General features: G+C 72.4%; 11 protein-coding genes. All 11 read right to left on the bottom strand.

The genetic code is table 11. From position 1 onward, the window contains the following. Position 1: 1 nt before the first annotated feature. On the bottom strand, positions 2 to 295 hold the full coding sequence (locus QNO11_RS10105; RefSeq protein ID WP_257495991.1) for a WXG100 family type VII secretion target: 294 nt from the start codon (positions 293 to 295) through the stop codon (positions 2 to 4). A 98-nt stretch (positions 296 to 393) separates the two neighbouring features. Next, the gene (locus QNO11_RS10100; RefSeq protein WP_257508401.1) at positions 394 to 4,866 is read right to left on the bottom strand and encodes a type VII secretion EssC family protein; all 4,473 of its coding nucleotides are present in this window, start codon (positions 4,864 to 4,866) and stop codon (positions 394 to 396) included. Continuing rightward, positions 4,863 to 5,606: an FHA domain-containing protein gene (locus QNO11_RS10095; RefSeq protein ID WP_257508402.1), complete on the bottom strand. Its 744-nt coding sequence runs from the start codon at positions 5,604 to 5,606 to the stop codon at positions 4,863 to 4,865. The genes QNO11_RS10100 and QNO11_RS10095 overlap by 4 nt, the downstream gene beginning before the upstream one ends. A 20-nt stretch (positions 5,607 to 5,626) precedes the next feature. After that, entirely contained in the window at positions 5,627 to 7,054 is a 1,428-nt protein-coding gene (locus QNO11_RS10090; RefSeq protein ID WP_257508403.1) for a serine/threonine-protein kinase, read from the bottom strand. Then, a complete protein-coding gene (locus tag QNO11_RS10085; RefSeq protein ID WP_257508404.1) occupies positions 7,051 to 8,160 on the bottom strand; it encodes an FHA domain-containing protein in 1,110 nt (369 codons plus the stop codon). Before QNO11_RS10085 ends, QNO11_RS10090 begins: the two co-directional genes overlap by 4 nt. Next, positions 8,153 to 9,013 carry a PP2C family protein-serine/threonine phosphatase gene (locus QNO11_RS10080; protein WP_257508405.1) on the bottom strand — a complete coding sequence of 287 codons (861 nt, stop codon included), beginning with the start codon at positions 9,011 to 9,013 and terminating at the stop codon, positions 8,153 to 8,155. The genes QNO11_RS10085 and QNO11_RS10080 overlap by 8 nt, the downstream gene beginning before the upstream one ends. Beyond that, a complete protein-coding gene (locus QNO11_RS10075; RefSeq protein WP_257508406.1) occupies positions 9,013 to 10,365 on the bottom strand; it encodes an FHA domain-containing protein in 1,353 nt (450 codons plus the stop codon). The genes QNO11_RS10080 and QNO11_RS10075 overlap by 1 nt, the downstream gene beginning before the upstream one ends. Before the next feature lie 66 nt (positions 10,366 to 10,431). Then, on the bottom strand, positions 10,432 to 12,960 hold the full coding sequence (locus tag QNO11_RS10070) for a transglutaminase domain-containing protein (RefSeq protein ID WP_257508407.1): 2,529 nt from the start codon (positions 12,958 to 12,960) through the stop codon (positions 10,432 to 10,434). Beyond that, entirely contained in the window at positions 12,957 to 14,312 is a 1,356-nt protein-coding gene (locus QNO11_RS10065; protein WP_257508408.1) for a DUF58 domain-containing protein, read from the bottom strand. Before QNO11_RS10065 ends, QNO11_RS10070 begins: the two co-directional genes overlap by 4 nt. Further along, positions 14,309 to 15,274, bottom strand: a complete 966-nt coding sequence (locus QNO11_RS10060) for an AAA family ATPase (protein ID WP_257508409.1) — start codon at positions 15,272 to 15,274, stop codon at positions 14,309 to 14,311. The genes QNO11_RS10065 and QNO11_RS10060 overlap by 4 nt, the downstream gene beginning before the upstream one ends. 43 nt (positions 15,275 to 15,317) lie before the next feature. After that, positions 15,318 to 21,278, bottom strand: coding sequence for an Ig-like domain-containing protein (locus tag QNO11_RS10055; protein WP_257508410.1), 5,961 nt, complete (start codon positions 21,276 to 21,278; stop codon positions 15,318 to 15,320). Between the last annotated feature and the right edge of the window lies 1 nt (position 21,279).

Below are 21,279 nucleotides of genomic sequence, written 5' to 3'. Positions count from 1 at the left end.
ATCAGCCGATCGAGCTGGCCAGCTGCTCGTCCGTGGACTGCAGCGCGGAGGCGGCCTTCTCGAGGAACTGCGCCATGCCGTCGATGCCCTGCACGGTGCGCTGCGCACCCGAGGTGAACTGCTCGTACGACGAATCGAACGCACCCGATGCGCGAGTCGTGGTGAAGCCGTCCTGCACGAGCTGGCTGACCAGTGCGCGCAGTTCCTGCAGCTTGCCCTCGAGGTCGGACTGGCCCGAACGCAGACGGTTCGCGGCGCTCTGCATCTGATCGTAGGTGACGTTGAGGTTCGCCATTGTGTCACTCCCTGTGTCGTGAAGCGGCAGTTCCTGCCGACGTGTTCAACCTATGGGACTCCGGGACCGGGCACCAATGGGGACTACTCCCCATTTGGTCAGGACCCCTCCTCGCCGAGGAACGGGAACTGCACGCGCACGGTCTTTCCGCCCACCGCGAGCATCGCCCGACCCGGGGGGAACTCGCGCTTGAGCAGGCGCGGGAAGGCGGTCTTCAGCACCACCTCGCCATCGTGGGTGTCCGGTTGGAGCACCACGCCGCGGCGGGAGGACTTGATGTCACCGAGCAGCCCGAAGCCGGTGGTCCAGTCGCTCGTCTCGCCCTCGGCCACCAGCAACCCGTCGCCGCGTTTGACCCGCTTGGCGAAGTCCGACAGCGGCATCTCGGCGATCGAGGTGGAATACTCCGACGCTCCCTCGAGGAACACCGCCACCCCCTCGAGTCCCCGCTCGTCCTGCAGGATGGCGTCGATCAGCCGGCTGGCCGAGCCGCCGTCGGTGGCGGTGTCTACCCAGGCCACCGCGTCGCGCAGCGGCGACCGCGAACTGCCGATGTAGTACCGGCGCACGGCGGGGTTCGCCCGAAGCAGCGACTCGGCCATGGCGTGCAGCGCGTTGGTGCGCCCGCTCTGCGGAGAACCGGCCACCACGAACAATCCCGTCGGCTCGAACGCGAGCGGGGCCAGCGTGTCGCCCGACAGCCCCAGCACGGGTCGCCCGTCCAGGTGGGCGGGCAGCTCGGTGATGGGGTACAGCTCGGGCAGCGCACGCACCGGCGGGGCGTCGGTGCGCCCCTGCCGGCGCATGGCATCGGCGAACTCGCCGATCGCCTGCGCCTGGGCGCGCGGGTCGGATGTGCCGGCGATGACGGCGATCTGCGTCTCCAGCCCGTCGACGATCGCACGCCCCGCGGGGGACTCCGGGGAGAGCACGTCGCGAGGCGCGCCGACCATCGCATACGCGTCGGAGTCCGACAGGCGCAGCACGACCCGCTTCTGGATCGTGGACTGCAGCGCGGTGGGCACCGCCTGACCGCGGTCGGCGGTGAGGGCGACGTGGATGCCGACGGATCGGCCGTCGGTCATGATCTGCTGGAACACCGCGTAGGCGTCGGCGCGGCCGGTGACCGCCTCGAACTCGGCGCGGAACGTGGGGAACCCGTCGATGAGCAGCAGGATGCGCGCCTCGTCGGGACGGCCGGCGAGGGTGCGGTACTGCGAGATCGTGCCGGCGTTGACGGCGGCATACGCTTCGCCTCGTCGGTCCAGCTCGCTTTTGAGCATGCGGAACAGCCGGGTGACGCGCTCGCCGGCGTCGGCGGGGATGACCGCGCCCACGTGCGGCATCGCCTCCAGCATCCGAAGGCCGCCCGATCCGAAGTCCAGGCCGTACACCTCGACGGGGCCGCCGCGCGGGGTGATGCCGGCGGCGACGGCGAGCGTGCGCAGCGTGGAGCTCTTGCCGGCGCCGCCGGTGCCGAAGATCGCCAGGTGGCCTTCGTTGTCGGGTTCGAAGTAGACGGTGTCCTGCGCCTGACGCTGCGGCACATCCTGCACACCGAGCAGCAGCTTCTCGTCGGTGCGCTGTCGCAGCAGCGTGAGGTCGTAGACGGTGGCCAGTTCGTCCAGCCAGGGCCGGCGGGGCGGGGCGATCGAGGCGGATTCGGATGCCTTGACCATCGTGGCCACCAACCGCTGCTGGTCGGTGGGGCCGAGGTCGCGTTCGGCCGAACCGGTGCCGGTCTTGGGCACCTCCCAGCGGCGGGGCGGGCCGAACGCGAACGACTCCAGTTCCACCTCGGGTGCTTCGTCCTCGACGAAGCTCCAGCCGCCGGTGTAGGCGGACTGGAACACGGTGAGCCGGCCCGGCCCGGTCTTTGCGGCACCGCGGCCGGGGATGCCGGGGTCGAAGCCGGCGGCATCCTTCGTGCCGATGACGTCGTCGGAGTCGACCTCGTCCGCCATGCGCAGCGCGACGCGCATGTTGGTGTTCGCGCGCAGGTTGTCCTTGATCACGCCGGCGGGGCGCTGCGTGGCCATGATCAGGTGGATGCCCAGTGATCGGCCGCGCTGGGCGACGTCCACGACCCCGTCGACGAAGTCGGGCACCTCGTTGACGAGGGCGGCGAACTCATCGATGACGATGACCAGTGCCGGGGGTGTGTCGGGGTCGCCCCGCTTTTCCAGCTCCAGGATGTCCTTGGCCTTCTTGCGGATGAACAGGGTCTCGCGGTGGTGCAATTCCGCGCGGAGGCTCACCAGTGCCCGGCGCACCAGGTGGGGGCTGAGGTCGGTGACGAGCCCCACGCAGTGCGGCAGCACGGTGCAGTCGGCGAACGCCGCCCCGCCCTTGTAGTCGACGAACAGGAACGTCACGCGCTCGGGGCTGTACTCCGCCGCCATGCCCAGCACCCACGCCTGCAGGAACTCGCTCTTGCCCGAGCCCGTCGTTCCGCCCACGAGGGCGTGCGGGCCCTGCGCGCGCAGATCCAGGTGCATCGCGCCGGAGCCGGCCTGCCCGACGATGGCGCGCAGCTTCGGTGCGGAGGGGGCGCGGCCGGCGGCGGAGAGGATCGAGCCGTTCTGCTCCCAGCGGTCGACGACGGCGCTGGGCGCGGTGGCCATCTCCTTCCCGATGAGCTGCAGCATCGGCACCGACCGGGGCACGTCGCTGGTGTCGGCACCGATCTCGCCGGCATCCACGTACGACGACAGCCGGCGGCAGAACTGGGTGAACTGGGGGAGGGTGAGGCCCTCGACCTCGACCGGAGTGAGGGTGCGGCCCAGACGCACGTAGCCGACGGCGGCGGTGCCGTCGGCGGCGAGCTCGACGAACGTGCGGCACGCGGCCGGCAGCGACGCGGTGTCCGGTGCCATCCAGATCGGGTACACGCCGCGCCCGGCGGCGCGCTCGAGCACCTGGATGAGGCGGGCGCGGTCGACGGGCGCGTCGTCGGAGATCAGCACGACGATCGCCGGGAGCGGCTCGTCGGAGCCGGTGTTCGCACCGGTGTCGGCACCCACCTTCGCGCCGGCGGTCAGCGCGGCGCGCTTGTCGCCGATCGCGCCGAGCTGCACAGGTGCATCCTCGCCGCGCGGGGAACGCGCGCTGAGGATCTCCTCCAGGCGCGAAAGCACGCTGGCCGCCGCCGACGCGGTGTCGGCGAACGGTGCGCCGCCGAAGACGGCATCGGACTGCATGGCGTGCGGCAGCCACTTGGCGTCGGTGAACTCCGCTGCCCACCCTGGGCCGAACAGGCCGCCGATGACGAGGTCGGTGGGGGCGTGCAGGCCGGCCAGCTGCGCGGCCACCGCGCGGCCGTATGCGGCGACGGCGGCGGGGTCGCCGGCGACGCCGAGCGCACCGGCATCCGACAGCTTCTCCACCACCGGAGTGCGCGGAACGGTCTCGTAGGTGGCGATGAGCTCTTCGAGCTGCTCTACCTGCTCGGGGATGGCCCGGTCGGTGTTGCCGGTCTCCTTGACGGTGTTGCGGGTGGGGACATCGCCGACCCCCAGCCGCACCTGCAGGAACGACCAGTGTTCGGGACGGCGGGTCCACACCAGCGCGTCGCGCTTCTGCACGGCGTCGTAGATCTCGTGCAGCGGCACCGCCTCGCGCGCCCGGATGCGCATCTCGTCCTCGCGCTCGCGCGCCAGCCGGGCCGAGAGCCGCTCCATCTGCGCGACGAACCTGTTGTGATCCAGGCGCTTCTTGCGGCGCTGCTGCGACTTGGCCGTCGCCCACGTGCTGATCATCATCAGCGGCGAGATCGCCACGAAGATGAGGGTCATCGGGTTCTTCAGCACGATGAACATCGCGATGCCGGCCACGGCCGGCAGCAGCGCGGCCGCCCACGGGAACGGCTGCGGGTCGGCGGGCGTGGGCGGGTCGGCGCCCTCCATCTCCCGGCCGACGTACCGCGGCTCGACGCTGGGGGAGCGGGTGAGGCGCACTTCGCCGATGGGGGAGGAGTGCGCCACCTCCGACGGCAGGTAGCCGGCGCGGATGACGGTGCTGCCCAGCAGCGCATCCTGGCCGTGCTGCAGTTCGAGGCGGCCGACGGGGGCGCCTTGGACGATGATGCCGTTGGCGGAGTTGAGGTCGATCAGCTCGATGCGGTCGCGGCCGACGTGCAGTCGTGCGTGGCGTTTGGAGACCATCGCGTCATCGAGCACGACGCCGCAGTCATCGCCGCGGCCGATGACGGTCGACCCGCGGGGCACGGTGTAGCGCCGGCCGGCGGCGCGTCCGCTCACGATCTCGATGTAGGCCACCCCGGGGCGGGGTGCGTCGTCCAGGCCCACCACCGCGATCTGCACGCCGGAGGCCAGCGCCAGGTCGGCGAGGGTGTCGTCGGGGTCGAGCACCTCCGGGGTGCCGCCCACGGCGGGCGCGTGGGCTTCGAGGGTGACCGTCCCCGGCGCGTAGGCGGCGCCGTGGTAGGTGCCCAGCGGATCACGGGCCGCGATCGAGTCGGCCACTTCCGCCACCCGCACTCCCGGTTCCGCGGCCAGCGCGATGTCCTCGGTGGAGCCGTCGGGACGGCGGAGCGTGACACGGACCTTCATCGGTTGCCTTTCGCGCTCGCGGCGGATGCCACCTCGAGCAGATCGAGATCCTGCGCGGTGATCAGCCGGGAGAGCATCGCGTGCTCGACCAGGCGGGCGCGCCGGTTGGTCGCAAGCTTGCCGACACCCCCGCGCAGACCCTGCACGCCCTCGCGGTCCAGCTTGTCGCAGACGTTGTCGAGCTTGCGGTTGAACGTGGTCAACGGCCAGCCCAGGCGCGCCGCCGCCGCCGCGGAGGACGGCAGCTGGCTCGCACCGACCATGCCGCCGCGCAGCAGCGGCTCGCACAGCGCGATCAGCAGCAGCCGCTGGCTGGGGGTCAGGCTCACCGCGCCGATCGTGGTGGTGCCGTCGGATTCGTGCTGCGCCGCGCGGGGGTCGCGCCCGACGAAGCTGGCGGAGTCATTGCGCACGCCGAGCTCGTAGGTGAAGGCGCCGGCGGAGAACATGACCGTCAGCTCGGCGAACACCAGCGGCACACGGGCGCCGGGGCCCACCACCGCCTGGTAGGCACCGTCGGGGGTCGCCAGGCTCACTGAGATGGTCTGCCCGATGTTCGACAGCCACCACAGGTCGCCCTCGGCGTCGAAGGCCAGCAGCCGCCGGTGCAGGTACTGGTTGGTGTCCACCGTCAGGTCGGCGTCCCGGCCGACCGAGAACGTCGTCCCCGGGACCGGGTGATACCACTCCCCGCAGAACTCGATTCCGAGCGTGCCGCCGCCGGCGCCGTGCTGTGTCATCGTCTGTCCATCTCTCGTCGTCACATGCCAGCCAGCAGCGCGATGGCCGCCACACTCGCGGCGATCACCAGCACCGTCGCGCCGATCGCCACCGCCATCGCGACGCCCTGCCGCCGGCGCCCGGCCGGCGGCGCCACCGCGGCCGTTCCCGGGGCCTCGGGGGTCGCCGGCGCCGCGGGCGCCGCACGCACCACGGGCGTCGCCGGGACGCTGCGGATGCCGTAGGTCTCCCGCGGCAGCGCCTCCGCGCCCGGGTCGTGGGCGCGGCGGGAGGATGCCGGTGGTTCGGTGAGCGGCGGCGCGGCCGGATCGGTGTCCTGCTGCGGGTCGCCGGCTAGGAGGCGGGTGGGCTCGTCGGCGTAACCGACCTCGGACGGGTCGGGCCTGGAGTCGCGTCGGCGGGGGCCGGTCAGCCGCGTCGGCTCGTCGGCGACCGGCGGTGCGGGCGGCTCGGGGACGGCGCGTGCGGACAGCACGGTCTTCTCCTCCGGCTCGACTCGGCGGCGGGCGGCGAACTGCGTAGGTTCGGCCGGGTCCGCGTCGTGAGGGTTCGTGCCCGCGTCGGCTGCGGCGACGGCGGTGGGCGGCACGACCGCCGGGATGTCCAGGTGTGTCATCGGCAGGTGCAGGTCCTGCTCGATCCGCTGCAGACTGCGGGCGAACTCCGATGCCGTCTGCGAGCGACGATCGGGGTCCTTCGCCAGCGAGGCGAGGATCAGCCGCTCCAGCGCAGCGGGCACGTCGTCGCGCCCGATGGGCGGCGCCGGCGTCGTCAGCACTCGCGTGACCAGCTCTGACAGGTCGGCGGGAGCGTGCGCGGCGTCGAACGGGCTGCGACCGGCGAGCACCGTGTAGGCGGTCGCGGCCAGGGCATACACGTCGGATCGGGCGTCGAACCCGCGGCCGGTGACCAGCTCGGGCGCGGCCCACGGCACCGAGACGCCGCCGGCGTCGGCACTCGCGCCCGCGATGGACGACAGCCCGAAGTCGGTGAGTGCGGGCCAGCCGTAGTCGGTGGTCAGCACGTTGGCGGGCTTGATGTCGCGATGCAGGATGCCGGCGCGGTGCGCCGTCTCGACGGCACCGCACAGCCGGATGAGCGTCTGCAGCAGTTCGGGGACGCTGACCACTCGCGCCGGGTAGGTCTCTGCCAGCGTCGGCCGGGAGCAGTACTCCATGACCAGGTAGGGGCGGCCGTTGTCGGCGACGGCGGCGTGGTGGATCGTCACGATCGACGGGTGCGTCGACAGCGCCGCCATCAGGTTGGCTTCGGTTTCGAAGCGGGTACGTGCGGCGGGGTCGTCCACCGGCTCGTGCATGATCTTCACGGCCACGAGGCGCCGCGGCAGGTGCTGGTCGTAGAGGAACACGTCGGCGAAGCCGCCGGATCCGAGCGGGCGGGCAAGGGTGAATCCGGGGATGTCGACGGGGCCGTACTTCGCGGTCACGGGATCCCCGCGAACGTGATGCGGCTGCCGGTGCCCAGCTCCGCCACCGCCCCGTCGGTGACCAGCACCGGCTCGCCGGGGCGGACGCGGCGGGGTCCGGTTCCGACGGCGGTGAACACGGTGCCGTTGGTGGATCCGAGGTCCTCCAGCAGCACCTGCCAGCCCTCGACGTGGATGCGCACGTGCGTGCGCGACACGTCGCGGTCGTCGATCGAGACGAGGGTGGGGATGGCGTCGCCGGCGGTGCGGTCGGCGCGCGGGCTGCGGCCGATGAGCACCGTGCCCTGCAGCGGGATCGACCGGCCGTCCGGCAGCAGCACGGCGCCGAGGTCGGGCAGGGGCACCCGGGCGACCGCCGCGCCGGTCAGCGACGCACCGCACCGCGTGCACGTGTCGCGCTCGAGCGGGTTGGGGTGACCGGCGACGCACACGATGCCGCTGATCGCGGCGGCGGGCTCGTCCCGCAGCTGCGGATCGTCGGCATCCTCGTCGGGCGGGCGCACCGCGGCGGCTTCCACACCGAAGTGGATGGTCGCCCCGAACAGTTCGTCGTAGCGACCGGCGGCTGGTGCCGCCGGCACCGCGGAACCCGGCTGCCGCGCGAGTTCGGGTGCCTGCTCGAAGAGGGCGTCGGAGAACTCCAGCGTGAGGCCGGGGTCGGCGGGAGCCGCGGTGGCCACGGTGCAGGACAACTGCGACACCGCGAGGGGGCCGAGGTGGGCGGGAACGGCCGGACCGGGCGTGGGCGAGCCGGCGTGCGCGGTGAAGGAGGCGACCTCGGTGAGGCAGAACTCATGCCACGTCCGCAGATCGGTACCGGCCAGCTCGGTGGCGCGCCCGTCGCGATGGGTCACCGTCAGCCGCACGTCGCCGCGCACCAGGCCCGAGAGGGTGTCGCCGGTCACCTGCCCGGCGAACAGGTCGGGGACGGCGGAAACGCCGCCGCGCAGCATGACATCCAGAGCCGCTTCCCAGCCGTCGCCAGGGGCGGCCTCGGTCAGCACCGTCCGCGCGGTCGCGGCGGCCCGCGGGCCGGCGAACAGCAGCGCGAGGCTGCCGGTGAGGATGGCAGGCAGCTCCCCGGGGCGATACGACCAGTCAGCCACGGCGTGCTCTGGTGCGCAGCGACCGCAGGGTCGAGACCTCGATCGTGGCCGAGGCGTCGTCACCGCTCGGCAGCCCGCCGGTGGTGTCGTCCTCCAGCGGGCTGATGCCGCCGGCGACCACATCGATCACGATGGCGGAGATGTTGTCCCGTCCGCCGTTTCCCAGCGCCTGCGCGATGAGGGCGGCGGCGGTCGGGGCGGGGGCACCGCCGAGGGTGAGCCCGGCACGGATCGCCTCGTCGGTGAGCTCTCCGGTGAGGCCGTCGGAGCACACCAGCAGGCGCTCACCGGTGACGATCGGCAGCAGCCAGTAGTCCGCGCGGCTGCGCTCCTCGCCGACGGCCCGGGTGATGACGTTGCGGCCGCGGTAGGTCGACATCTCGTGGCGGGCAAGACGACCCTCATCGACGAGCTCCTGAGCCACGGAGTGGTCCACCGTCAGCTGCTCGAGGTGGTCGGTGAGCAGCCGGTACACCCGTGAATCGCCGACGTTGACCACGAGCCACCGCTGCACTCCGCCCTGACGGACGGCGACCACGCCGGTGAGGGTCGACCCGGCGCCGCGCGCGGTAGCCGCCGCGATCGACGTGACCGCGGTGTGCGCGCGCTCCACGGCGTGGGCGACGTCCTCCGGGGCGAGGTCGTCACGTCCGACGAGCAGGCGGAACACGTCGATGATCGCGGCGCTGGCGAGGTCACCGGCGTCATGGCCGCCCATCCCGTCGGCGACGATGTAGACCGGATGCTCGGCCAGCAGGGCGTCCTCGTTGACGGCGCGCCGGAGCCCGGTGTCGGTGCGCGTGCCGCACGTCACCAGCAGCGTGCCGGGGGAGGGCGTTGACGTCGCCGTCATCAGGTGTCTGCGTGCAGTTCGAGCCGGGCATCGCCCAGGAAGAACACGTCCGACACCCCGGCGGATCCGGCGACTTCGCTCTCGTCGCCGAGGAAGACGCCGTTGGTCGAGGCGAGGTCGGTGACCACCCAGCCGGCGTCTCGCCGCTGCAGGAGGGCGTGGGTCTTCGACACGGTGCGGGTGGCGTCGTCGACGGCGACCACCTGTGCACCGGCATGCTCGCCCGGGGCGACCGGGTTGCGTCCCAGCACGACGGTGTCCGCGGTGAGCGCCACACGAGCGCCGCCGGGGAGGGCGAGGGACCAGCCGCCGATACGACGGGCGGCCAGCACGGTGCGTTCATCGAGGTCGTCGGCGGCGACCTGGTCGACTGCGGCCACCGGCGTCGGGAGGGCGGCGGGGACCGGGACCGGGGGTGCGGCCGCGGAGACCGGGGTCGCAGCGACGGCGGCAACGGGAGCTGCCGCAACGACGGGCGGGACGGGTGGCGCCGCGGGCGCGGCCGGGCGGGAGGAGGATGCCGGCGCGGGCGGCGGGGGCGGGGCCCACGGGTTGCCGCCGATCGCAGGCGGCGACGGGACGGCTGGAGCGGGAACCGCCGGCGCGGCGCCCGGCGGGACCGCCCCGCGCAGCGGACCGGGCGCGGGCAGGGGCGCGGCCGGCAGCGGCGGGGCACCGTGCGGCGGGGCACCGAGCGGCGCGGCGGGCGCACCCAGGGTGAACGGACTGGCTGCGGGCGGAGCGGGCGGGGCGGTGAGGGTGGGCTGCGCGACCTTCGGCGGCAGTCCGATCCAGCGCGCCGACCCCCAGCCGACGAGGCTGGCCCACACCGGGAACAGCAGCACGCCGAGCACGATGTGACCGGCGCCCAGTCCGAACCCGCGGTTCACGCCGATGAGCATGCGGATCTGCAGGATGAGCGCCAGCACGCCGTAGACGAGCCAGATGAGCGCCGGCACCACGATCGCCGCGACGAGCGAACCCGTCGCCGCACCGGCGTCGTCGGCGCCGGCCGCGCCCACTGCGGCCCCGGCGAACACCGCCGCCACGACGATGCTCGCCACGGCGGCCACGACACCCGCACCGGCGAGCACCGCTGCCCACCAGCCGCGCATGCCCGCGAGGGTGAAAAGCGTCCAGACGTTGACAACCGGCACCCACGCCTTCCAGGTGGCCTGGCCGACCTTGCGGAACACCGCGGTCAGCGCGAGCGCCACCCACACGTAGATCCCGATGGCCAGCACGAGCTGGAGGATCGTGAGGATCACCGGCGTCTGCCCGCCCATGCCGCCGCCGTAATATGCGAGCGCCGCTGCCGCGGCATCCGCCGCCGTCCCGACCAGGCCCGTCATCTCTGCTCCTCGTTATCGTGTGAAATCCGGTATCCGCCACTGACTGCGCGCATCGCCTTGCACACCTTAGCGGCGTTCACGAGCCCGCCTTGACGAGGCCCACTGGCGCCCGCGCGTGCGGGTGGAACGCAGGAAGGAGCGCAGCGACAGGCGTGCCCGCAGCCGCGCCCACCAGCCGCCTTCGGCGGCGAAGCGTGCTCGCTCCTCGTCGACGATCTGCCAGAAGCGCTCGCTGTCGTCGGCGCTGGGGGCGGTGGCGGCGAACACGGATCGATCGGCCCACTCGGCCAGCATCGTGCCGCGGTCTCCGCCCGCCTCGCCGGCGTATCCGGCGGCCAGTTCGGTGCGGGTCTGGGTGCGCGGCGTGGGGTAGCCGTGGTCCACTGCGGTGTCGACGTATTCGTCCCAGCCGCCGGTGAAACGTTCGACCACATCGTCTGCGTCGCGGCGTGCGCGCCGTCGGAGCGTCTTGAGCAGCACGACCAGCAGGAACGGCCCGACCAGCACCAGGAGGGTCAGCAGCGTGATGCCGGCGATGCGCAGCGCCGCCCACAGCGCGGACAGATCGGCCTCGGTGGTGGTGTCGTCGTCGTCGCGGTCACCGCTGTCGGCGGGGTTCGCCTCGGCAGGCAGCACGGGTTCGGCCACTTCCTGGCGCACGTCGGTGGGGTTCTGCGGGTCGCGGCGCTGCTCCAGCTCGGGACTCATGCTCACCTCGTGCTGGGGTGTCACATCCACACTCACCCACGCCCCGGAGGCATCCTGCACTTCGATCCACGCCGACATGTTCTCGCCGCGGCACTCACCGCTCACACACGCGGGCAGCGCCGCCGGGTCGCCGCCGTCGACCAGCCGCGCGCCCAGCACGATGCGGGAGGCGAATCCCAGCTGGTCGGCGATCATCGAGGCGGCCACAGCGAACTGCTCGTCGTCGCCGACGGCGGCGACCAGGGCAGCGTCGTCGGTGCCGCCGACGTCTTCCTGCCGGTCCAGCAGGGCGGTGAAGAGGCGATCGATGCGGTCGGTGGAGTGCCCCGCGCGGCTCGGCTCGAACGTGTAAGCGCCCAGCTGCGTGGTCCACAGCGCGGGATCCTCGGCGTCGATGAGCAGCGCGTGGCTGAGGAACCCGCGCGCCCGCAGCCGATCGATCAGCACCTGCAGGCCCTCACCGCCGGTCGGGGCCTCCTGCGCGCCGATCCAGTCGGTGAGACTCTCCGGCACCAGCGCTGCATCCAGCTGCGGGGTGTCTCGGCCGGGCGTCAGCTGTGTCAAGCTGCGCGGCTCGTCCTCGATGGCGCCCTGCTGGCGATACGTCGCCCCCGGCCGCAGCCCGGGTTCGGGCAGGGCGATACCCATCCGGGTCTCGGCGTTGTAGAAGAAGCCGTCGGAGCGGTCGGCGCCCGATCCGCCCTCGAACGAAATGGCGGTGAGCGAGCCGACAGTGGGAACCCAGATGCCCTCATACGCGCCGATGCTCACGTCTGCGGTCGTGGCTGTCGTGCCGTCGGGGGCGGGGAGGTTCGCGGGTACCCGCACGAACGCCGTGGTCTGGTCTGCCACGCCCGCGGCCGGATCGATGGCGCGCGCGACCTGACCGTCGAAGAACGACAGCGTCGCCAGCCGCACTCGGTCGGCGCCGGCTGCCCCGTCGACGGTGAACAGCACGGTGTCGAACTGCTCATCGGAGAAGAACTGCCGGTACTGCGACAGCGGGCTCAGCTGAGCGGCCAGCTCGACGCGAGGATCGATGCCCGAGCGCAGCACGTCTCGGGACTGCCCTGCCAGCGCCCAGGGGGCGACGGCGGCGCCGGCGGCGAGGGCGGCGAGCACCATGCCCGCGGCGATGGTGACCCGGCCGGCGACGGCCGAACCGGTGCGTCCCGTGGTGCGTACGCCACTGGCCCGCTCCGCCGCCCGCAGCGCGCGGCGTCGCTCGTGCAGGGTGCGCCAGACGGTGAACGCGAGGGCGAGCAGCACCGCGGCGGCGCCCACGAACAACTCCACGGCGCCGGGCGCGCGCACGCCGCCCACGACGGGGCTGCTGAGCGTGGCGGCGCCGAACAGCACGCCGAAGACGGTCAGCAGCAGCCCCAGCGGCGCGGCCACCACCCACAGCCGCGGAGACCGCCAGGCCAGCGACAGTGCGGCCACCGGGATCGCGAGGAACAGCAGCAGGGCCGGGGCGAGCGTCGTCTGGTAGCTGCCCAGCGGCAGTTCCAGGGTCAGCAGGTCCTTCCAGCCCGTCACCGGGGCAGTCAGCACACCCAGGAATGCCGGCAGCACGGTCTCCAGCCGGCTGAGGGCGCTGGGCGCAGCCAGCGGCACCCCACTGACGATGTAGGTCCCCATCGTCGCGAGCGCCACCCACCACCCCGACCAGCGCCACCGCATCCCGGCGAGGGCGATCAGGTGGGCAAGCACCAACGCCGCCGCCACGACGACGAGGAACGCCGAGTCCCGGTACAGCGGCCACACCGCGATCGCCCCGACCAGGAACAGTGCGTCCAGCAGCACCGCGTTGACAGCCAGGAAGCGCACCGACACCGTCGCGGACCGGCGGCGCGAGTGTCGGCGCAGCGCCGGCGCGGCGCTCACGACTGCGCTCCCCGCGCCAGCAGCTGACGCAGATCATCGAGCAGCCCGATCGTCATCACCGAGATCGTGCCGAGCCGGCGGAAGCCCGGCTCCGCCTCGGGGTTGCACACCACCGCGACCACGGCGACCTCGGCGGGAAACGCCAGCGCCGCGGCCTGCAGCGACCGGGCGGTCTGCGTCGAGCCGCACACGAGGAACGCGATGGACGCGTCGGGATGGGTCTCCCGCGCCAGGGACGTGACGCCGGTGAGCGGTCCCACCAGCGGCGTGCGCTCGACACCGGCGAGGTCATCCAGCAGCGTGCGCGTGCTCAGCGTCGCCAGTTCCCGGATGGTGCGCACGGTGCTGCGGGCGAACTCCGGCACCTCGCCGCCGACGACGACGTCGACGTCACGGCCGTCACGGATGCCGCGGATGCCGATGGAGCCGGCGGCGCTGACGGCCAGCTCGAACTCATCGTCACTGCCGTACTCGCCCTCGGCGAGGGCGAGCGCGATCACCATGCGCGAACGGCGGGTCTCCTCGTACTGGCGCACCATGAGGGTGCCCGTCTTGGCCGTCGACTTCCAGTGGATCTGCCGCTGGGCGTCGCCGGGCACGTACTGCCGGATGGCGTGGAACGAGATGTCGGCGTCGACGATCGTGCGTGAGGCGGATCCCTCGAGGTCGCGGATGAACCCGGTGCTCGTGCTGCGCAGGGTGGTCGTCACCGGGTGCACGTACAGGGTGTGGGTGTCGTCCCACGTGGCTTCCCGCTTGAGGATGCCCAGCGGATCCCCGCGCACGGTGTGCGCCGGGCCCACGGTGATCACCCCGCGCCGGTGGGTGGGCACGACCACCTGCTGCTCGTGCTCATGCCCGTGCCGCAGCAGCGGAACGTACACGTCGACGAGGCCCTCGCCCACCGGCACGTCGATGCGGCCGGGGAGGGCGATCCCGCGTCCGGTGTTGACGACTCGCAGCGTCCCCTGCACCTGGGCACCGGCCACGACGCGGTCATGCCCGAGGGCGAGATCGACGTCGTACGAGCGCGCGCTGAACAGGAAGGGCACCGACAGCACGAGCAACGCCGCGGCGATCACGCCGATCACGACGAACTCGAGCCAGCCGAACGCCAGTCCGAGACCCAGCCCCGCCGCCGCGGCGGTCAGCAGCAGCCAGCCGGCGACCGTGACCGTTTCGGCCAGCGCCTGCCAGCCGGTGACGACCGCGCCGCGCACCCGGCGCCACACCCGCTCGCCCCGCACCGCGAGCACGGTGGTCGAGCGGGACGTGGCGTAGCGGGTGTGCGCGTGCGTGCCGCCGGTGGATGCGACCGTGCGGGTGAGGCGGGACTCGGACGGAAGGCTCACACGGTATCCCGCTGGCTCGGCGGCATGGTGTCCAGCAGCACCTGTCCGATCACCGCGCCGGCGGTGACGCCGTCGAACTCCGCTTCGGGGTCGAGGATCAGCCGGTGGGCGAGCACCGGCTCGGCGAGGGCCTTGACGTCGTCGGGGGTCACATAGCCGCGGCCGTGCGCGACCGCCCAGGTCTTCGCAGCCTTGGTCAGGCCGATCGCGCCTCGCACGCTCACGCCCAGCTTCACCTCGGTGGCCAGTCGGGTCGCCTCCACGAGGCGGGCGATGTAGTCCAGCACGAGGGGGTTGAGGTACACGTCGCGGGCGACGTCTGCCAGGCTCACCACACCCTGGGGCGTGATGACCGGCTCCACCTCGCGGCGCACCGTGCCGGTGCCCTCGAGGATGCGCACCGTGGAGGCGTGGTCGGGGTAGCCCAGCGATGTCTTCAGCAGGAACCGGTCCAGCTGCGCCTCGGGGAGGCGGTAGGTACCGGCCTGCTCGACGGGGTTCTGCGTCGCGACGACCAGGAACGGCACGCCGACCGGGCGGGTGACGCCGTCGACGGTGACGTGGCCCTCTTCCATGACCTCGAGCAGGGCGGACTGCGTCTTCGGCGAGGCGCGGTTGATCTCGTCCGCCAGCAGGATGTTGGCGAACACCGGGCCCTGGTGGAAGTCGAACTCGCCGCGGCGCTGGTCGTACACGGTGATGCCGGTGACGTCGCCGGGCAGCAGGTCGGGGGTGAACTGGATGCGGGTGCTCGTGCCCTGCACGGTCTGCCCCATCGCACGCGCCAGCGACGTCTTTCCGGTGCCGGGGAAGTCCTCCAGCAGCAGGTGCCCCTCGGAGACCATCGCGGTGAACGCGAGCTCGATCACGTGACGCTTGCCGAGCACGACCTGCTCCACGTTGTCGACGAGCTGCGCGAACGTCTCCTGGAACCAGGCGGTCTGCTCGGCGGTGATGGTCATGGGGTCCTCTCGGGGGGAAGCGCGGGTACGCGGGTCGCGAAGATCACGGGGTCGTCGGTGGCGGGACGGGGACGGTCACCGGCGGCGGCACGGGCACGGGCGCGGGCGCGGGCGGCGGCGGCTCGCAGGCGAGCGCGTAGGCGCCGGATTCCGTCGTGAGCGAGGCGAGCCCGGTCAGCGCGCCCCGCCACGTCACGGTGTAGGTGTGGGTGACGACGCCCGCGGCATCCGCCGGCGTCGACGTGACCGCGACGGTGTAGTCGGCCGGGTTGGCCAGCACCGTCGCGCCCGGGGCGGGCTGGTCGCTGCGACACGACGTGGGGAAGGTCACCCGGGCGGTGTATGCCGGTCCGGTGGGCGTCACCGCGACACCCGGCGCGCTGCAGCCGAACAGGTTGTGACACGAGAACGCTTCGATCGGTCCGGGGTTGGCACCCAGGGCGAACAGGCTGCGGAAATCGGTCGTCTCGACACCGCCGGCACGGTAGCGCACCTCGAACAGGCGGCTCGCATCGAGGTCGGGGATGCCGGTGAGGCGATCCCAGGTGTACTGGCTGCCGTTGCGGGAGAAGCCGCCTTCGACCGTGTACGTCGCCCGGCCGGTGGGCTGGTCGATCCCGGCGATCGGGGTGGCCGTCTGCGACGCCTCGGTGGTGCCGAACCGGTCGCCGCGTTCGGTGACCGCGCAGGCGGTGACGGTGACCGGCAGCCACAGGTCCCGGTTCTCGAACACGTGGGTGACCGTGGCACCGCGGGCGTCGATCGCCTCGGACGGGCGGCAGCCGCGCCCATCGGTGAACCCGACCAGGATGCGCTCGCCGACGCCGTTGGCGGTGACCCGGGCCGTCGCCGTGATGGAGCCGGGGTCACCGGTCGTGGATGCGGCCACCGTCAACTCGAGCCTGGGTGCGCCGATGCCGTAAGCCTGGAACGAATGCGTCCCGCCGGTCGGGGTGCCGCCGGGGATCGGCGGCAGTTCGAAGCGGGTGAGGGCGGTCGCGGTGAGCGTCGTGGGGGAGTTCGAGCCGATCACATAGTCGCGGAACGTGACAGTGCTCCCTCGCACCGGTTCGGTGACCTCGCCGCCGGTGCCGCCAGCGAGGCGCACGAAGCCGGAGGACGGGTCGACGCCGGTCACCGTGATCGTCGCGACGCCGCCGGTGGAGCCGTTGGGGGTGGGCGTGAACTCCGCTCCGGCAGGGGCGGCGGGCGCGCGGTACGCCCACGCCGTCGTGCCGACGCTGCTGCGGGAGTCCCCGACGGAGTTGAAGGCGCGCGCCTCGTACGCGATGCGCTCGCCGGTGGGCGCGTCGATCGGAGGGCATTCGCCCGAAGCCGCGCAGGTGGCGACCACGCGGCCGCCGGCGGTGATGCGGTAGCCCTCGACGCCGGGGTAGGACGAGGAGGCCGAGATGACGCGCAGGGTCACGGTGGTTGCGGTGAAACCGGTCCAGTCCAGTCGCGTGGGGGCGGCCGGCAGGCCGTGGAGGTCGAGGATCACCTGACCGTTGCGGTCCCCGCTGGATTGGCGGCCCTGCGCATCCTGCACGACGAACGAGCCGGTGCAGTCCGCCGCCCCCGCGGCCTCCGTAGCCCAGCTGGCCCGCACCGCGGTGTCGCTGGCGCGGGTGAAGCTCACCCCGGCGCAGTTGGCCGGCCCCTCCGCCGAGACCAGTGTGAGCGGGGTGCCCGGCAGCGGGTTGATCTCGCCGGACATGCCGATCACCGAGATCGTGCACGAGGTGGTGCCGCCGGACTGCGAGCAGCGCTGCACGGCGGTGCCTCCCTTGGGCAGCGTCGAGGGTGCCGGACCGACGGTGACGATGAGGCTGGCGGCCGGCGCGTCGGGGTGGCTGGGGAGGGTGACGGTCACCGGCTCCTCACGGCCGGGTCGGGAGGCATCCTTCGCGGTGACCGAGACGAGCGAACCGGACTGCGATACGACGAACTGGTCGCCGCGGTAGGTCGTGGCGTACTGCACCGCGTCCCAGTCCTCCTTGCCGGCCCAGTCGACCATTCCGCGGAGGTCGTACTCGATGGTGGCGCCGGGGCTGACGGCGACCGAGGCGCTGCGCAGCACCGGCTGGGGGATCTCCGCCTCCACGTCGATGTGCACCGTGAGGAACGTGTACTGGTCCTGGATCTGCAGTTTCACCGGCACGACGCAGCTGTCCGTCCAGGGAGCGCCCGCGCCGGCCGAATAGCGGATGGTGGTGCCCGATACCAGGGTGCAGGATGCCTCCGGGCGCGCCCCGCCGGCACGTACGCCGCCGCCGTCGACGTCGATCGCCTGCCCGGAGGGCATCGCGACCGCCTCCGCGAGATCCAGCTCGACCGATTCCTTCTCCTTCACATCCAGCGAGGACATCGCGGTGCGCAGGCTGAGCCGCACATCGCGGTCGCCCGGCACCCGCAGGAAGCCATAGGAATTCACCTCGGTGCCGTCGAAGGCGGTGCCGGTGACCTCGAACGGGATGAGCAGGGTCTCATCGGGGATCTGCCCGGAGATCTCCCAGCCGTCGACCTCGATGCCGGGGTGGGATCCCCACAGCGACAGTTCCAGCCCGGAGACGTCGCCGGCGTTCCAGGACACCTTGCCGGTGAGCACGTCCACGCCGCGGGGGAACTCCTCGCGCGTCTCGATCGTCAGCGCGGTGTCGCGCACGATCGGAAAGTCCGGCACGGGGCCGCGGACCACTTTCACCACGATGAGCCCGATCGCGGTGTCACCGGAATCGTTGCGCACGGTGTACGAGTACGAGAACGTCCCCAATTCCTCCCCGGCTCGCAGCGTCACCTGACCGTCATCGATGGCGCCCAGCCGCGCCTGGAGCGCGGTGAATTCATCCGAGTCCGGTGGCGCATTCGGCTCCACGGCCACCAGTTCCAGCTCACCACCGCCGGGGTTGACGTCGTTGTCGCCGGGGCGCACCACCGCTTCGGCGGTCGCACCGGCCTGGATCTGGATGTAGTCGCTATAGGTCACCGGGCTGGGGTCCGACTGGCCGTCGAGCACGCCCACCCGGACCTCCGCGGCGCCGGTGGCTCCTTGGGAGTCGCGCACCTGGTAGCCGAAGCGCACCTGACCGCTGAACTCCGCCGGGCTGGTGTACACGATCGCGTCGCCTTCCGGTGCGATCGTGGCGGAGCCGTCGGCGGGCTGGGAAGTGATGCGATCCAGCGTCACCGTGTCGCCGTCCGGGTCGACTTCGAAGGAGGTGAACGGGATCCGCACGGTCTCGCCGCTGAGCACGCGACCCTCGAGGGTGTGGGGGACCGGGGCCTGGTTGCTCTCATCGCCGACGACCGTGACGATCACCCGTGCGGTGTCAACAACCTCGGGGAAGCCGAGCCGGAAGATGGTGTACCCGATGCCGTAGGTGCCCGGAGCCGTCGGGGCGAGGTAACGCACCAGTCGACTGGTCGCGAACGCGAGTCCGGCGCTGTTCTCGTTGACGATGAGGGAGGGGTCCACCGCGATCAGCGCACCCGAGGGGGCGCTGTCGTTGGACAGCACCGGGATGTCGATCTGGGCGCCGGCGCGAACGGTGACGGCATCGTCGACGGCGATGGGCGGGTCGGCGGCGGGGGAGGGCAGCAGAATCACCGTCAGCTCGCCGTGCGCGCTCGCGGTGGGCGACCCGGTGCCGTCCGACACGGTGTAGCGCACCACGCCGAGCCGACCGGGCTGGCCGTCATCGGTTGATCCGCTGACCCGCAGCATGCTCTGACCCACGAGGTCCACGCTCAACGACGCGAGCGGGTCGCTGCGTGGGCGGATGTCGCTGACGAGGAGCACGAGTCCGGCCGGATTCGCCACGGCAGGGAACACATCCACCGTGGCATCCTCGTTCGGGCGGACGAACGCCGTCAGCGGCGGCGTGGAGATGGTCGCGGCGTCCGCGGGGCTCATCGTCACCCGCACCGTCGCGCTGACCTCGCCGCGGTCGTCGCGCACGGTGTACTGCACGAGGTAGGAGCCGGCCTCGGTGGCGCTGAAGAGCATGCTCAGCCCCGTCGCGTTCGTGGTGACCGACGAACGGGCCTCATCCAGTGCGACCGCCTTGGACAGGATGAGCGCACCGGTCGCGCCGGTGACGTAGGGCGCGAGGTCCACCGCTACCGGTTCGCCCACGACACCGACGACGGCGAACGATTCCGCGGTGAGGTCGGGGGTGGGTGTGACGCCGATCGTCAGGGGACGGTCCGCCGTCGCGCCGAACGCGTCGGACACCGTCAGCCCCAGCGTCACGGTGACGGCGTCGGCGGCGTTGGGATCGGGATGCTGATAGGTCACGGTGCCGCCGGGCGTCGTGGTGACGGTGCCGCCGGCGGCCGCGTCGTTCGCCGCGCCGGCGAGGTAGATGGGGTCGCCTTCGGGATCGACCCAGCCGTCCAGCACGTCCACGCTCACCGTCGCCCCCGGTGCGACGGTGGGAGACGGCCAAGTCGCCAGGCACCCCTCCACGCCGCACCACACCGGTGCGCTGTTCTGGGAGGGGGACACGACGGTGATCGTGACGGTCGCGGTGCCCGACAGCAGGCCGTCGGTGGTGGTGCCGTCTGTGGTGCGATACCGCAGCGTCGCGGACCCGGTGGCGTCGTCGGCGACGTTCAGCACGAACTGCTGCTGCGCCCCCGCGATGGACACCGTGCCGAATGCGGGGTCCACGCTCTCCAGCGAGGCCGGATCGATGCTGAGCACGTCCTCGTTGGGATCGTGGTCGTTCAGCAGCACCGGGAGCACAGCGACGGAGCCTGCGCGCACGCCGAACGCGTCGTCGACGGCGACGGGGGGCTTCGGGTCCAGTACCCGCTCGGCCTCCACATCGTTCTGCTGCTCGACCTCGGTCGGCTCCTCCAGGTCCCACGCCTGCGATGAGGGGACGAGCTGTCCGTCGGGAACGGTCCACACCCACCCGGACTGCCGCTCGTTCAGCGCCAGCCGGGAGCCGTTGCCGACGAACACGGGATCCAGGCCGTCGCCGATGTCGGCGCCGGCGTAGTCCAGCGGCACCGCCTCGCCCGTCGTACTGGACCACAGTGTGCCGCCGCCGTCACCCTCGGACAGCCACGCCGCATGCACGGCGCCGGCCAGCGTCACCGGGGTGACGGGGATGCCCCCGCCGGAGTGCACCCGGGCCGGGCTGAGCGAATCAAGCGGCACCTGGATGAGACCTTGAGTATCGGCGATGAACACGTCCGAGCCGGTGACGGCGGACTGCTGCAGCACCGCGCCGCCCGCGGCATCCGTCGGCACCTCCTCGGCCCGGTCGCGCAGCAGCAAGCCGCCGGTCGACTCGTCCAGCAGCACCCAGCGGCCGTCGACGGCGGTCAGCTGCGCATCCGCGGGGGACCGGGCGGTGGCGTCCTCGCCGACGATGCTGCCCGTCGCGGCGTCGGCGCGGATCACGCGGCCTTCGGTGGCGGAGTACGCATAGAGGATGCCGGTGGGGTCGACCGCCACGGCGGTGGCGACGAAACGGGGCCGCTCCTGTCCCTCCTCCGCCTCGACGTCGGCATAAGGGTCGACGCTCACGGTGCGTCCCGCGCCCGACAGCGTGGCACCGTACACGGCACCCGTCTCGGTGAGGTAGGCGAGGTAGTCCCCGGCCGCGGCGATGTCGGTGGTGCCCGCAGGCGTCGGCGCGAAGGCGTCCTCGGCTTCGGCGGTGAGGTCGGCGGGGGTGGCCATGTCGACATCGGCGAACTGCGTGTCGGCGTCGCTGAAGACGAACAACCGCTCACCGCTCTGCGCGAGGGAGCTGCCGTTCTCGACCTGCTTGACGGTGTCCAGCTCCGCCAGTTCCAGGTTCACCCGCGCGTAGCCGCTGCCGGCCCCGTTCTGCATCGCCCAGACCGTCGCGTCGTCCAGCGGCGTCTGCTGTGCGTCATAGCCCGGCCACACCACGGCGAGGGTCGCGACGACGGCGACCACGGCGCTGACGGCGGCAGCGCCGAGCCAGTTGCCGCGTCGCGCACGACGGGGGGTGGCGGCGGACACG

The organism is Microbacterium sp. zg-B96 (assembly GCF_030246865.1).
In the GTDB taxonomy this organism is placed as follows: Bacteria; Actinomycetota; Actinomycetes; order Actinomycetales; family Microbacteriaceae; genus Microbacterium.
This window is presented reverse-complemented; position numbering and strand designations above follow the sequence as displayed.

Coding starts and splice junctions, on each gene's coding strand:
- QNO11_RS10105 (WP_257495991.1), bottom strand. CDS start 295: ATGGCGAACCTCAACGTCACCTACGATCAGATGCAGAGCGCCGCGAAC.
- QNO11_RS10100 (WP_257508401.1), bottom strand. CDS start 4,866: ATGAAGGTCCGTGTCACGCTCCGCCGTCCCGACGGCTCCACCGAGGAC.
- QNO11_RS10095 (WP_257508402.1), bottom strand. CDS start 5,606: ATGACACAGCACGGCGCCGGCGGCGGCACGCTCGGAATCGAGTTCTGC.
- QNO11_RS10080 (WP_257508405.1), bottom strand. CDS start 9,013: ATGACGGCGACGTCAACGCCCTCCCCCGGCACGCTGCTGGTGACGTGC.
- QNO11_RS10075 (WP_257508406.1), bottom strand. CDS start 10,365: ATGACGGGCCTGGTCGGGACGGCGGCGGATGCCGCGGCAGCGGCGCTC.
- QNO11_RS10060 (WP_257508409.1), bottom strand. CDS start 15,274: ATGACCATCACCGCCGAGCAGACCGCCTGGTTCCAGGAGACGTTCGCG.